This is a genomic window from Tamlana sp. I1 (assembly GCF_015355625.1).
GTDB lineage: Bacteria > Bacteroidota > Bacteroidia > Flavobacteriales > Flavobacteriaceae > Pseudotamlana.
Genome location: NZ_JACLAF010000001.1, coordinates 34,545 through 50,454, shown reverse-complemented (window position 1 = coordinate 50,454; position 15,910 = coordinate 34,545). Strand labels below are relative to the sequence as shown.

At 37.6% G+C, this 15,910-nt stretch carries 4 protein-coding genes; all 4 read right to left on the bottom strand.

Going from position 1 to position 15,910, the window contains the following annotated elements; genetic code table 11:
- Window positions 1-84: 84 nt before the first annotated feature.
- The 4 genes from H6X70_RS00155 to H6X70_RS00140 all read right to left on the bottom strand — a co-directional run bounded on the left by H6X70_RS00155 (window position 85) and on the right by H6X70_RS00140 (window position 15,741).
- Window positions 85-2,091 carry an OmpA family protein gene (locus H6X70_RS00155; RefSeq protein ID WP_194765655.1) on the bottom strand — a complete coding sequence of 669 codons (2,007 nt, stop codon included), beginning with the start codon at window positions 2,089-2,091 and terminating at the stop codon, window positions 85-87.
- Window positions 2,092-2,102: 11 nt separating this feature from the next.
- Entirely contained in the window at window positions 2,103-3,035 is a 933-nt protein-coding gene (locus H6X70_RS00150; protein ID WP_194765654.1) for a type IX secretion system membrane protein PorP/SprF, read from the bottom strand.
- A 41-nt stretch (window positions 3,036-3,076) separates the two neighbouring features.
- Complete coding sequence (locus tag H6X70_RS00145) at window positions 3,077-13,732, bottom strand: PKD domain-containing protein (protein ID WP_194765653.1); 10,656 nt, start codon at window positions 13,730-13,732, stop codon at window positions 3,077-3,079.
- 410 nt (window positions 13,733-14,142) lie between these two features.
- On the bottom strand, window positions 14,143-15,741 hold the full coding sequence (locus tag H6X70_RS00140; protein WP_194765652.1) for a DUF6377 domain-containing protein: 1,599 nt from the start codon (window positions 15,739-15,741) through the stop codon (window positions 14,143-14,145).
- Window positions 15,742-15,910 lie beyond the last annotated feature (169 nt).

Below are 15,910 nucleotides of genomic sequence, written 5' to 3'. Positions count from 1 at the left end.
CAGAAATCATTTTAAGTAAAAAAAAAGGGCTAAGTTATTTCTAACTCAACCCTGTTTTTAAAATTTGAATTCTTAAAATGTATATTACATATTCAAAATTATAAACTCAGATCTTCTATTCATTTGATGTTCTGCTTCGGTACATGGCACACCATTAGAACATTTATTTAAAAGTTGCGTTTCACCATAACCTATAGCGCTTTCAATACGCTCCGGCGCTATACCCTGAGAAATAATATAATCTCTAGTGGATTTAGCTCTACGATCTGAAAGGGCTAAATTATAAGCATCGCGTCCTCTCGAATCGGTATGCGATTCTATTTTAATAACCATTTCTGGATATTCTTTCATTAACAGCACCACTTTATTAAGCTCTACAGCAGCGTCGCTTGGACGAATATTCGATTTATCTAAATCAAAATAAATAATACCTATTTTAATTTTAAGCAAACCACCTTCTTTTACAATAAGTTCATGTTTTAATGTGATAGGCACAAATGTTTCTCCGGATTCACTTAAAGTAATTACGGGTTTTTCTTTGGGGTTATATTTTTCTTTTGAAGCAATCACATTATAATTTGTAGCACAACTTAATGATGATTTAAATTTATAATCTCCAGTTAAATTGGTTAAAGTTGAATCTATTGCAATACCTTTTTCGCCTTGTAAAATAAGTTTAACCTCAGCGATTGGTTCTCCAGAGATCGTATCTGAAACCGTTCCATAAATCAGCTGCTTACAAATAGGTGCTTCTCTAATAAAGGAATATATATCATCATCGCCCTTTCCGGTTAACCTGTTTGAACTTACAAATCCTCGATTTTTTTCTTCATTTACAATAAATCCGAAATCGTCTAAATCGCTATTTAAAGGCGCTCCTAAATTTGTTGCTTTTTGAAAAACGCTGTCTTTAATTTTACTTTGAAAAACATCCAACCCTCCCAGACCTAGATGCCCGTCTGAAGCAAAATAAAGTGCCTTATCGCTTACAAAAGGAAACATTTCACGACCAGCAGTATTCACATTCTCGCCTAGGTTTCGTGGTTTGGAGTAACTTTCATTTGTATTAGAACCACTCTCTGTACTATGTCCTTCTAAAATATCAACAACAAAAATATCGGTTCCACCTATGGCACCAGGCATGTCCGATACAAAATACAAACGTTTACCATCTGGGCTTACCGTTGGATGCCCAACAGAATAATTTTCACTATTAAAAGGCAGTTCTTTTATATTATGCCACGAAAACGTACTGTCTTTAGCCTTTTTGCGTTCTGCTCTATACAATTTTAAATGGTTTGTGCCTTTTGAGTCGCGACCTAGGCTTCCGTTATAATTATTTCGAGTAAAATAGACAACCGATTCATCTGGCGAAAAAGCTAATGTCGCTTCATGGTATTTGGTATTTAGGTTTTTTGAAAACTCGCCAATTCTGGTTAAATCGGATTCAATACCGTCTAATTCACCAATAAACATATTTAAGTAAGGCTGCTTATTCCATTCATATAATCGGGTATGAAAATTAGAGGAATCGACTGATGAATACACCAACTGCTCATTAAAATACATAGCTCCAAAATCGGAATACGCTGTGTTTACAGACACGTTTTTAAGCATGAACTTAGGTGATATATCTAAAACGTCTTCAATTTTTAATTTTTCCTGACTGAACTCTTTAGAACGATCGTCTGTATTTTCAGTTCGTTTCGAGAATTCTTTCATCCAATATTTAGACTCTCTATACTTTCCTGTGCCTTCAAGCGTGTGTACGTATCTAAATAAATATTCGGGATTAACTTGGGTGTTGAATTTTGAAATTAATGCATCATAAAAACGGTAAGCATTTTCCATATCCGTATTAAAAAAATAAGCATCACCAGCGCGTTGTAACACCCTAAAGTATTCTTTTTGCTGTGCTGTATTTAGATTTGGCATATGTTTTTCAAGCTTTCGCACCTCGTTTTCATACAAAACAGCAGCTTCCTTATACCACATACGATCGAACAATCGGTCTGCACGTTTGGTGGTGCTTTGCTGTCCATAAACAAAGGTTATTCCGCATAATATTAATAGTGTAATTATATTTTTCATGTAGCTTTAGTTTAGAAGAAACGAGGGGATTTTAATTGCTTTTCTTTAGAGATTAATTCAAAACGAAGCATTAATTCATGTGTTCCCGAATTAAAATATTTTAAAGGTGTTGTAGTATAATCATAAGCATAACCAACCATAAATTTTGGTGTAATTTGCAATCCTATTAAACCACTTACCGAATCGTCCCAACGGTAAGCTGCTCCTAACCTCAACACATCATGGAACATAAAATTAGCCGATAAGTCTACAATTAACGGTGCGCCCTTAACATATTTAGCTAAAAATGCTGGTTTAAATTTGACGTTGGAATTAACATCAAAAACATAACCCCCTATTAAATAAAAGTGTAGTTTTTCTGTATCAACAGCATTTTGAACGCCATCGTAATATTGATTGGTTAAAAAGTTAGGAACCGATAAACCAACATAACTTTTATCACTGTGATAATAAATACCTGCTCCTACTGTGGGTAAAAACTTGTTATTTACATTGTTTCGAAATACATCTTCATCTTCTTGATGCGCGCCCTTACTCCAATCGATATTAAGAAATTTTCCACCTCCTTTTACCCCAAAAGACAGTCGTTGACTTCCTGACATGGGAATGGTATACGAGAAATCGGCATCAAAATAAAACTCTTCAGAAGGTCCTAATTCATCATTGACTAAAGAAACGCCCAAACCGACATGTTTTCCTATTGGCGAATCGACACTAAAGGATTGTGTTCTTGGTGCGCCTTCAAAACCAAGCCATTGCGACCTGTAAAGCCCTATTATTGCCAAATGTCCTCTAGACCCTGCGTAAGCTGAGTTTACGCTTAGCGGATTAAACATATAATCGGTGTACTGAGGATCTTGTTGCCCATAGCTTATTAATGTTAAAGCAAACATTAATAAGCACATGATGTATGTTGATACTTTATTTTTTAATTTCATTTTCATTTTATTTGTTTGAGGCATAACCTTATTCTATAATACAACTACTAGCGTGCTAAATACAACCAACCTGATTTTCTATCGGAACCATCGCCTAAATCAAGAATGTAATAGTATGTTCCTGCTGGCAATTCTTCACCCTTCTTAAACATTGAACCGCCGTTTGATTCGCCGTTAAATGTATTATCATATCCTGCTTTGCTATACACCAGATTTCCCCATCTGTTATAAATTTCTAAAGCATTATTAGGATAATTATTTATACAATCGATGTAAAAGAATTCGTTTTTCCCATTTCCGTTAGGCGAAAACTCATTGTAGATGGTTAAACACGATGGCGTAATGCTTGTCTCGCTAGTATCATTATCGCTATTAGCATCTATTTGATCTAAGAACTGAAGCGTTGCAGTATTTAAATAATCGTTAACATCTTTAACGGTTACCAATAGGCTTAAAGTTGTCTTAGCGCCGCCTGCAATTTCAGGAATTAACCATGAACCAGTTGCATCATCATAAGTTCCAGATGTTGCTGTGTAAGACACAAATTGATATCCAGTTGGCAGGGCGTCTACAATTTCAACGGTTGTTGCATTTATACTACCTAAGTTAGTTGCAGTGATTGTAAAGGTAATATCATCACCAATACTTGGGGTTTCAAAATCAACCTCTTTAACAACTTCAATATCTGTTATTGGAGTGTTTATAGTTACGCTGGACTCGTCATCTTCACTTTGGTCACCATCATCGTTATTTGGTGTACTATCTGTATCAAACTGATCGCTTGCGGTAATTTGAGCTTTATTAAAATACTCATTATCTTGAAGTGTTGGCATATTCACCGTAGCTTCAAAAGTTAATGTTAACCCAGATAATGGCACATTTAAGTTGGTCCAATTGATAACATTATTAGCCCATAAACCTCCATTTGAAATATTGGTAATATTACTGTATCCTATTGGTAATACATCTTCAACAGCTACGCCTGTCCCTTCATTAGGACCTGCATTATCTATTTGTAAAGTGAAGGTTACAACCTCGCCCACATTGGCATTAACATTACTAACAGATTTATCTAAACTTAAATCGGCCGTTTCAGTCATAATCAAAATACTATCTTGATCGTCTTCACTTGGATCGTTATTGTTTGGAGTTGAATCTGGATCAAAAACATCACTAGCAGAAACTTCAGCGCTATTCAAAAACTCGTTAGCTGTTCCTGTTGGCGCATTTACTGTAACGTCTACCAATAAGGTTTGTGTATCGCCACTCATTATGGTTCCTGTTCGCCATAAACCTGTGGCTTGGTTATAGGTTCCTGAAGTTGAACTGTACAACACATAGTTAAATCCAGCAGGTAGCACATCGGTTACTTCTACTCCCGTAGCCGTATTAGGCCCGCTGTTGGTTACTGAAATCTCGAATGTAATTTGATCACCAACATTAGGTGCTAAGTTATTATTAACCACTGTTTTTGTAAGAGATAAATCGGCTACAATTGCCAACGGCGTAACAACAACATTGTCTTCATCATCTTCACTTTGATCTCCATCGTCATTATTCGGAGTTGAATCTGGATCTATTAAATCTGATGCTGAAACTTGTGCCGTGTTTGTATATTCATCGGCAGCTCCTGTAGGTACTTTTACAATCGCATCGATTAACAAGGTTTGAGTTCCTCCTGTTGGAACGATACCAACCGTCCATAAACCTGTTCCCTGATTGTAAACGCCAGATGTCGCACTAAATGAAACATACTCGAAGCCTACTGGTAACATGTCAATAACAGCAACTCCTGTTGCCACATTTGGGCCGTCGTTTGCTACACTAATTTCAAATGTAATTTGCGAACCAACCAATGGTGATGTATTTCCGTTAACCACTTGTTTTGATAGCGATAAATCAGCCAAAGCATTTACTGGTGTTATTAATATACTGTCCTGATCATCTTCACTTGGGTCGTTATTGTTTGGTGTCGAATCTGGATCGTTAATAGTACTACCGGTAACTTCTGCATTATTAAGATGTTCATCTGTGGCTCCTGTTGGCGCATTCACCAAGGCATCTATTAATAAGGTTTGTGAACTACCATTAGGGATTAATCCAACGGTCCATACCCCAGTTGCTTGATTATAACTTCCTGAGGTTGCGCTAAACAATACGTAATCGAAACCAGGAGGTAATACATCGGTCACTTCTACGCCCGTAGCAATATTTGGCCCATCGTTACTTACTGTAATTTGAAAAGTGATTTGCGAGCCTATTAATGGTGAAGTATTTCCGCCTACAACTTCTTTTGTTAATGATAAATCGGCCAAAGCAACCACTGGAGATAATTGAATACTATCTTGATCATCTTCTGTAGCGTCATCATTATTTGGTGTTGAATCTGGGTCGGCTAAATCTGATGCTGAAACTTGAGCACTATTTAAATAATCGCCAAAACCATTTATTCGAGCATCAATTAATAAGGTTTCTGAAGCGCCATTAGCTATCGTTCCTGCCGTCCAAATTCCAGTTACATGATTATAGCTTCCTGTAGAAGTACTGAACGAAATATAATTAAATCCTGATGGCAATAAGTCAGTTATTTCTACCCCTGTAGCATCCTGAGGACCATCGTTTGTCACAGTAATTTCGAAAGTAACAACCGACCCTTGAATAGGCGATGTGTTTCCGTTGGCAATGGTTTTTGTCAATGATAAGTCAGCCATTGGTGTAACTGGTGTAATCTGGACGCTGTCTTGATCATCTTCGGTAGCATCATCATTATTTGGTGTTGAATCTGGATCGCCTATATCTGATGCTGTAACCTGCGCTATATTCAAGTAATCGCCAGTAGCATTTACAAGAGCGGTTATTGCTAAAGTTTCTGAAGCGCCATTGATTACAGTACCTACTGTCCAAATTCCTGTTGTAGAATTGTAGGTTCCTGAAGACGTATTAAAAGACACATAAGTAAATCCTGTTGGCAATAAATCGGTTACCGTTACGCCTGTCGCATCTTGAGGGCCTGCATTAGTGACTGTAATTTCAAAACTAATTGGATCGCCTTGTAATGGTGAAGTGTTTCCACCCACAACTGTTTTTGTTAATGATAAATCAGCCAATGGTGCAACTGGTGTTATCTGTACACTGTCTTGATCGTCTTCGGTAGTAACATCATTATTTGGTGTTGAATCTGCATCGCCTATATCTGATGCTGTAACCTGCGCTATATTCAAGTAATCGCCAGTAGCATTTACAAGAGCGGTTATTGCTAAAGTTTCTGAAGCGCCATTGATTACAGTACCTACTGTCCAAATTCCTGTTGTAGAATTGTAGGTTCCTGAAGACGTATTAAAAGACACATAAGTAAATCCTGTTGGCAACAAATCGGTTACCGTTACGCCTGTCGCATCTTGAGGACCTGCATTAGTGACTGTAATTTCAAAACTAATTGGATCGCCTTGTAATGGTGAAGTGTTTCCGCCTACGACTGCTTTTGTTAATGATAAGTCAGCCATTGGTGCAACTGGTGTTACAAGCACACTGTCTTGATCGTCTTCGGTAGCATCATCATTATTTGGTGTTGAATCTGGATCAATTTGATCTGAAGCTGTAACCTGAGCAATGTTTAAGTAATCGCCTGAGTCATTTACTATAACATCTAATAAAAGAACTTCGGTTGCTCCTGCTACAACATTTTCAACAGACCAAACGCCTGTGAGTTCATTATAAATTCCCTTGGTAGAACTATAAGAAACATAATCAAATCCTGAAGGCACTAAATCGGTTACAGCAACTCCTGTTGCAAGGTCTGGACCATCATTAGTTACTCTAATTTCGAATGTGATCTGAGAACCTTCGAGTGGTGCTGTATCATTATTTACTACCGTTTTAGTTAAAGATAAATCGGCTTCTGTTATTGTAATTGTCAAGGTCGCTTCATCATCATCAAAACCATTTCCATCACCATCTTCATCTACAGTTTCGTCTGTACTAGGGTCACTATCTGGGTCGTATTGATCGCTAGCAATTATTTGAGCAACGTTTGTATATTCGCCATTGGCACCCGTTGGTGTGTTTACAGTTGCTTCATAGGTTAAGGTGACACTACCATTATTTGCTAAAACCGTTAATCCCGACCAATTTGCCGTATTTCCAGTTTGTGTGCCCGAATTATTGACTGCTGTTAAAGTTAAACCTACTGGTAAAACATCCTCAACAGCTACATTTGTTGCTGTATCTGGCCCTGAATTGGTAACCACTAAAGTATAAATTACCGTGTCGCCACTATTAGGATGTAGGTTATCAATACTTTTTGTGATACTTAAATCGGCCTGCTTAATGGTTATTCCTTCTGCGTCCTCATCATCTTCACTTTGGTCGCCATCATCATTATTTGGAGTAGAATCTGGATCGTATTGATCGCTTGCCGTTATTTGAGTGGTATTTAAATATTCGTCTGAAGCTCCTGTTGGTGCATTAACAGTAGCATCAAAAGTTAAAATGACGGTCTCTATACCTACAGGCACTGCAAATCCAGTCCAATCGATTTGGTTTCCTGCTGCAACACCAGAGTTACTAATATTGGTAATATTAGAATAGCCTACTGGTACCATATCTTGTACAGAAACACCTGTTGCATCAACACTTCCTGCATTGCTAAGCGCTATTGTGAAAGTGACAACATCGCCAACATTAGGATTATTGTTACTTACCGTTTTATTAATTGATAAATCGGCTGTTTGAGGAGTAATAGTAAATTCAGTTTCATCATCATCTGCAATACCATCATTAAGGTCGTCTACATTTGGCCCTGTATTGGGATCACTATCTGGATCAAACTGATTGCTTGCCGTAATTTGAGCTAAATTTGTGTATTCACCAACATTGCCTGTTGGCATATTTACAACCACATCATAACTTAAAGTCATGTTTGCTCTATTAACTAAACTTAAACCTGTCCAGTTAATTTGGTTGCCTATAAGTGTTCCGCCGTTACTTATTGTTCCCGAAGTTAGCGTATAACCCGTTGGCAACACATCTTCAATAGTAATTCCAGAAGCATCATTAGGACCGTTATTTAAAAGCGTTAGCTCGAAAGTAACCGTATCTCCTATGTTTGGTGTGGTGCTACTTGTTGTACTGATGGCTTTCGTTAATTCTAAATCGGCTTCTTCAATAACAAAAGTTGCAGCATCTTCATCATCTTCACTTTGATCACCATCATCGTTATTAGGCGTAGAATCTGGATCTTGTAAATCACTTGCTGTAATTTGAACAGTGTTCGTATAATTCCCTGAATCGTTCACCACAGCATCATAAGTTAACGTTACAGAAGTTGTGTTTGCAATGGTTAAATCGTTCCAAACTATTGAATTATTTCCAAGCTGATAAACCCCTCCATTTGAAACAGTTCCAGGCACTAAATCAAAGCCGTTTGGTAATAAATCTTGAATATCAACCCCTGTGGCGTTTCCTGGCCCTTTATTTTCTACCAATACGCTAAAAGTTACCGTTTCTCCTACAGAACCTGAAATTAGCAATAATGATTTTGTAACTTCAAGATCGGCCAATTGAAGCGTTACTGTGGCATTGTCTTCATCATCCTCACTTTGGTCGCCATCATCATTATCTGGGGTACTATCAGGATCGGCTTGATCGCTTGCGATAACCTGAGCGCTATTTAAGTAATTGTTTGAACTTGTTGATGGCGCATTTACAGTTGCCGTAATGTTTAAAACTTCTGGCGTTCCAACGGCTACCGTGCCAACCGTCCATATTCCTGAAGTGACATTATATGAACCGCTAGAATCATCACTTTGATAAGTATACCCATTTGGAAGTTGATCTGAAACCGCTACATGGGTTGCTTCATCGGGTCCATCATTTGAAACCGTAAGGGTAAAAACAACAGTATCTCCAACACTTGCATCGGTTACTGAAACTGATTTATCAAGAGACAAATCTGCAGATTGCAATGAAATTTGTGCATTAGCTTCATCATCCTCACTTTGGTCACCATCATCGTTATTAGGTGTACTGTCTGGATCAAAATTTGCACTTGCAGTAATTTGAGCAACATTCACATAAGTTCCTGAACCATTAACGGTGGCATCAAATGTTAAATTTATAGTTGAACCGTTAGTAATGCTTAAGTTGGTCCATGTAATGGTTTGAGTTGCTAGATCGAAGCTTCCATTATTAGAAACTGTTCCAGGCACTAATGTATAGCCTAAAGGCAAGACATCTTGTACAGAAACGCCTGTTGCATCTGCATTAGCAGCGTCATCATTATTATTGTACACAGCCAATGTAAATGTAACTGTGTCGCCAATATTAACACTAGAAGGTGTTACACTTTTTGTTAATTCTAAATCTGAAATCGCTTGAATTGTTATGATAACTTGATCTGAAACAGCATTACATATGCCATTGGAAACCGTCCACTGAAAAACATAATCGCCAACAGTAGTTCCGGTTACCTGTGTTTTCGGATCTAATTCATCAACAAAAGTTGCATTTGTAGGCCCAGAAATTTGAGTCCACATCCGTTGACCAACCGTTGCAGGTGTCGCATCTAAATTAACAATAGAGAACTCTGGCATCAATTGATCTGGCCCTGCATTTGCGGTAAGTGGATCGGAATAAATCTCAATATTCATCGTATCAAATGACGAGCAACCACCGTCATTTACAGTCCATGTAAATTCGTAAGTACCAGCAGTAAGCCCTAAAACTAAAGTGTTAGGATTGTTAGGGGCTGTAATATTTGCTGCATTTCCTGCGGTTTGTGTCCATGTACCTATACCCACTGTTGGTGCGGTAGCTGCTAAAGTCGCTTGAGTGACATCACAATATTCTTGGTCTGGTCCCGCAACAGCTGGCGATGGTGGTGCTCCTGTGTAGGTAAGAGTTACTGTATCCGTTTTAGGCGCACATACTGCAGGTGAAGCCATAGAACCGTTAGAAACCGTCCATGTTAAAATATACACATCATCTAAGCCATCATTTCCTGCATCATCTGGTATATTGGATAGGGTGGTTTTTGGGTTATTTGGACTATCAATTACTGCAACACCACCAGAGGGGTCATCGCTAGGATTTGCAAAAGACCAAGTTCCAATTCCTACTGTTGGCGCTGTGGCATCAAGTTGGGTATTATCTTGGCAGGCTAGGTCTTGATCTGGTCCTGCATCTGCATCACTAGGTTCATCAAAAATTTCAACCCTAACCACATCGGCTTCATCGGTACAAAAATTACTAGCAAAATTTAACTCAAAAACATATACCCCTTGTACATCTAATCCAGTGACATCTGTTGTTAAAGCGCCAGGCGAAACAATTACGGTATTAGCTCCGTTTGGTTGTGATAACAAACGCCATTCTGAAGTTATATCACTTGGTAATGGCGATGTATTCCCTGACTGTAACTGAACAGGATTAGCTACTGTAATATCTGTTTCACAAAGTGTTTGATCTGGTCCTGCAAGAGGTGCTATACTTGGGCCGTTAGAAACTTCAACGGTTGTTTGTACGGTATTGTTACATGCAGCCCCTGAACCTGTATAATCTGTAGTATACTCATAAACATAAGTTGTTGCTTGAGTCGCATCAACCGGCGCATTTGCAGTATTGCTATTGTTGGGAGATTGAGTTGGTGCGAAAGGTGCAATAATGCCTGCATCGGTTGCCCCATCAACCGAAATAATAGTCCAAGTTCCTGTAGTTCCAGGGGTCGCTTCAAGAAAAACACTTGTAACATCACATAATTGCTGATTTGGAATTGACTCTGAGTGCGCATAGACATCAACCGTCACATCGGCTGTCGAATTCGGACAAAGCAAAGAACCGCTTACTGTAGTCCATCTAAACACATAAGACCCCGTTGTCATTCCTGTAACAGTAATGGTATTACTGCTTGTATCGCTTATGGTTGGAGTGTTTGGGCCTGACACTACAGTCCAACTACCAGTTTCTACATTTGGGTTTTGTATTGGGTCTGCCGTTATAGTAGTTGTAGTTGTACCACAAAGCACTTGATCTCCTCCTTGAATAACTGCAGGGGTTGGTGGTATGCCGACTTGTATAGTAACTTGATCTGGGGTTACTGAGGTCACACAACCTCCATAATCTATGTACCACGCAAAAATATAGGTGCCATTTGATAGATTAGAAAAAGTAGCGGTCGGGCTATGGATATCATCTACATTATAACCACCTGCTCCAGACACTAAAACCCATGTCCCTACGCCGTCATCTTGTGGGGCATCGGCTGCCATTGTAAAAGATAAAAGTGTTGGATCTAAACACAGGCTCTGATCGGGACCAGCCGCAACACTAGCACCTGTATCTGCAATAACTACATTTACTGTATCAGTTGTCGTTGAGCAAGCATTTGTTACAAAAGGTCTAAAAGCAATCTCCCATTGAAACTCGTAATTTCCGTTTACTAAACCTGAAACGGCAGTAGTTGGGTTATTTACATCTGCAAAAACAGCTGTTGAAGGCCCTGAAATTTGTGTCCAAGTTCCAATTTCGTCTACTTCAGTTGTATTGCCATCAAGATTCGGGATAGTTGTTGTACCAGAAGGCAAACAAAAATCAGCACCTGCATTGGCTACTGTTGGTGCACTTTCATTGGTTGTACTGATTATAACAGTACTTTCTGCAGGGGGACCACAATTTGTATATGTATTTTCTATAGTCCAAGTAAGCGTATAATCTGTAGATGGTAATGAAAACCCTGTTGCTATTGCATTAGGATCATTAACATCTGAAAAAACAATTCCAGGATCTGAAGCTGTCCATGTTCCTGTTAAAACGATATTAGGTGTATTTGCTGCCAGCTGTACAGGCGCATCAACACAAACGGTTTGCGGTGAACCCGCATCAGCTGTACCGTTATCTACTGGCGATACCACGGCAAGTGTGGTTGATGAAGCAAATGGTTGACATGCAGGACCAGCCGAAACAATATATCTAAACAAGTACAAACCTGGAACTAAGCCTGAAATACCTGTTGTTTGCGCATAAGGATCTGCTATAACCGCAGTATTAGGTCCTGAAACTTGAGACCACTCCGATGTTTCTCCTGGCTGAATAGCACTTCCTGCCAAAGAACCAGAAGTAGCACCACAATTAAATAGCTGTCTAGCGCCAGCACTCGAACCAGAAGGTGTGGTAGATATATAAATGGTAATAGATGCATTTGCTACACCACAACCTTGTAAAATATTTCCAGAAGTAGACCTTCTAAAGTTTACACTATAAGCCCCAGCAACGTCAAAATCATCAATAGATACTGTACCACTATCTGCCGACCCTAAGTTAACGTAAGGTGTAGGAAAACTGAGCGCAGAATCAGCTGGACCACTTTCAATGCTATATTCTGTTTTATTACCACCAGTAGATTGATAGGGTATTTCTATAGATTTGTCTTCACAAGCACCAACAAAATCATCGCCAGAGTTCACTGTTATACTAACAGGATCATCGTTATATCTAATATTAACCTCATCCTCTGTTGTACAATTAGTAACATTATTGATAATAGTGTATCTAAACTGATAACTATTTGGAGCTACAAGCCCAGTTACTAAAGTTGTACTGCTAGTTGGGTTTTGAATTACAGCACCTGCTGGGCCTGAAATCTGTTCCCATAAAACGGTTTCATTGGTAAAATTTGGTGTCGAACCAGATAAAGTTGCTTCTGTCGCATTTGGGTCGCAAAAATGTTGATTCCCATTTGTAACAACTGCTGTTGTAACATCTTGAGTCGCTGCAGGAACTGTAATGGTTACGGTATCACTCCCGGAAACACAAGGCCCTGTAACATCCCATCTAAATACATACACCCCTTCTACAAGTCCGCTTACATTAGTAGAATTATTGTGCACATCGGCTATATTGGGGTTTGAAGGCCCGCTTACAAACGTCCAAGTACCTTGTTGACCATTTGTGCCATCACCTCCAAAAGAAGCATCTAGATTTGTACTTTCACTTACGGTATAACAATTGGATAAGGTTTGATCGGGACCAGCATCTACAGGATCTACACCGCCATAATTGGTAATGGTAATTTCAGATGTCGATTCACAAAATTGTCCAGGGGCATATTCTGGACCTGTAATTGTCCATCGCAACACCGTAGTCCCTGCACTAGTTTCAGGCAATGTAATGGTTGAAGTTGGCGAATCTGGCTGATTAATAACAACGCCGCCACCATTGTTTCCCTCAATAGACCACTGGCCTATTTCTCCTGGGTTACTTGGTGTGTTTCCGTTAATTATTAATGCCCCTGAATCATCGGGACACGAAGCCAAATCAACTCCTGCATTAGCGATGGTTACTGCCTCTACGGTAACAGATACCGTTTGTTTAGGCTTTAATCCATTGGGACAGGTTGCTGACAACTGAAAAACATAAGTATTTCCTCCTGAAAACCCCGTAATAATAGGATCATCAATAGTCGGGTCGCTAATAATTACGGATGGCCCACTAATTTGGGTCCAAATAGGCCCTTCAGTGTAGGTGTCTGGCGTAGTACCATCTAATTGAAATACATCCGAATCGCAAATAGTTTGATCAAGTCCTGCATTTAAGGTACATGACTGAGCATCTACTGAGGTAAATGTTAAAGAAAAAACAAATATTAAAAGAGCAAGTCTAATTAAATTTTGCGTATTTGTGGTTGTGTTGGTTAAGTAGCTGTTCTTCATGTATTAAAATTTAAGAGCGATTATAATCAGCTAGCAAAAAGCAAGATTATATTTACGTTTCTATTCTTTATGATAAATTTAAGGTTTTTATTTGAAAAGGTAAACAGATATGCAAACATGAATCCTTTAAAAACTTAATGTTATGCTTTTAAAGGAGATTTGTTTTATGCCGAAATTTTTCAGTAAAAAAACAGATAAATGAAAGGCTAACCTTGACATTATGAATTAAATATTACAAAAGATAAAACAGTACTTTTAATTCCTTTTATTCAGCGTTCAGAGCCATTTGAAAATGAAAAAAACAAACTAATAAATAAAAAAGAATGCTTTATAAAAACCAATGCTAGGAGGAGACTTTATTCGTGATGTGAGGCCATAAATATGAGGCAATTTAATTAAAACATACCTCTTTAAATAGATTCAATAGCCATAACGCGTTCTTCAAAAGAATCTTTAAAATTTGACTTACTTTTTATTCGGGTTTTATAGGTGTAGATTGTAGCCACAGACAGCTCTAAAAAGGCAGCAATTTGATTACTGTCCTGTATGCCTAAACGGTATAATGCAAAAAGTCTTAATTCGGTATTTAACAATTCGCCTTTTTTAAAATCTGCTTTTTGATCCTCTGGAAAAAGCGCATTAAACTCTTTTATGTAAGAAGGGAATAATTTTAAAAAAATGGTATCAAACTGAAGAAATAAATCTTCACGTTCCTTTTTAACATTATAGCGTTTTAAATTTGTAATTAAATCATCATAACGTTTAGCTACTGTTTTTTGAATGGCATTTTTTTGAAACTGATCCATTTTATTAATTAACTCGGAAGTCGCATTAATAAAATAAGTGATATATTCCTGCTTTATCGCATCAGACTCACTTAACTTCTTATTCATTTCCTGAAGTTGTAAATAAGAAGCGGCCATTTCTTTTCTAGCGGCATTTCTTGTTTTTAGCTGTTTGAAAATAATGATTAGAAAAACAATAAAACCAATGGCTAAAACAACTAATAAGATGACGATTTTTTCTAACCTATCATTTTGCCTTTCTACCTTCTTAAGCTGTGCTTGCTCAATAATAGGAAGTATGGAAGATATTTCAATTTTCCTGTGGCGCGCGTTATAAAATGTGGCATCATCCATAGCCAAACTCACATAGGTATTCGCCTTTTCTAAATACCCTAATTTGTAAATTTCATTCGCTAGGTTTCGTAATGCAACCGTTTCTTTAGTGGCGTTCCTTATGTCTGCAATAGCTGCATAAGCAAGGTATTCAATGGCTTTTTCATCAAAACCACGTTGCGAATACAAATAGCCTAGACTTGATGTGGCAATCCCGTAATATTCTTGAGGTAAATCAAAATTATTAATCCAATATCTAAATGCGAATTCAGCCCCTTTCCAGTCTTGCTGTTTCATACGTTTTAAACTTTCGGTAGCCCAATATTCATTGGAATCAGGCTCCACATACTCCAAAGCTTTTTCTAAATAATCGTTCCCTTTTTGTATGTATTGAATATTAAAACGTTCGTCTTTATTATAATCGGCAAAATCATAATACGTTCTAGCGAGCACTGTATAATACTCAAACTTGGTTTTATTGTGTAAGATTTCAACATTTATACTATTTAAAGTATCGAGAGCTTCTTTAAACAAACCCGAAGAAAGCAAAACAAAGCCTTCCTTTGTTTTTATACTAGAAAGCAAATCTGGATCATTCAGCACTTTTGCTTTATCTTTTGCCAATTCTAAATAATAATAGGCCGAATCGTATTTAAACGATCGATACTCATCAAAAAGCAACAAATAGTTTTTATAAAGATTCTTGTTGTCTTTACTTAAAGTAAACTTCTTGGCATTATTTTTTAGCTCCTGTATCGAATCATATTTAATTTTTAAATAGCGTTTTTTATGATTCAATTCGCTATCTAAACTATCTAGAACATGATTTATATTTTGGGAAAAAGTATATAAAGATGAAAAAACAAAAAATATAACAAGTAGGTTACGCATCTTTTTTTAGTAGTCGGTTAGTGTTGGTATAAATAATGGCACAAAAGCTAATTTAAAACTTATTGCTCAATTCATTTTGAGGCGAAAATAAGATTTATTTAATATAAAGACAAAATACTACACATTATGCAAAAAACAACAAGACATAATACGTTTAAAGCAAAAAACT

Bases quoted from the DNA above. Each gene is read 5' to 3' on its own strand.
- H6X70_RS00150 (WP_194765654.1), bottom strand. From the start codon at position 3,035: ATGAAAATGAAATTAAAAAATAAAGTATCAACATACATCATGTGCTTA.
- H6X70_RS00140 (WP_194765652.1), bottom strand. From the start codon at position 15,741: ATGCGTAACCTACTTGTTATATTTTTTGTTTTTTCATCTTTATATACT.
- H6X70_RS00155 (WP_194765655.1), bottom strand. From the start codon at position 2,091: ATGAAAAATATAATTACACTATTAATATTATGCGGAATAACCTTTGTT.
- H6X70_RS00145 (WP_194765653.1), bottom strand. From the start codon at position 13,732: ATGAAGAACAGCTACTTAACCAACACAACCACAAATACGCAAAATTTA.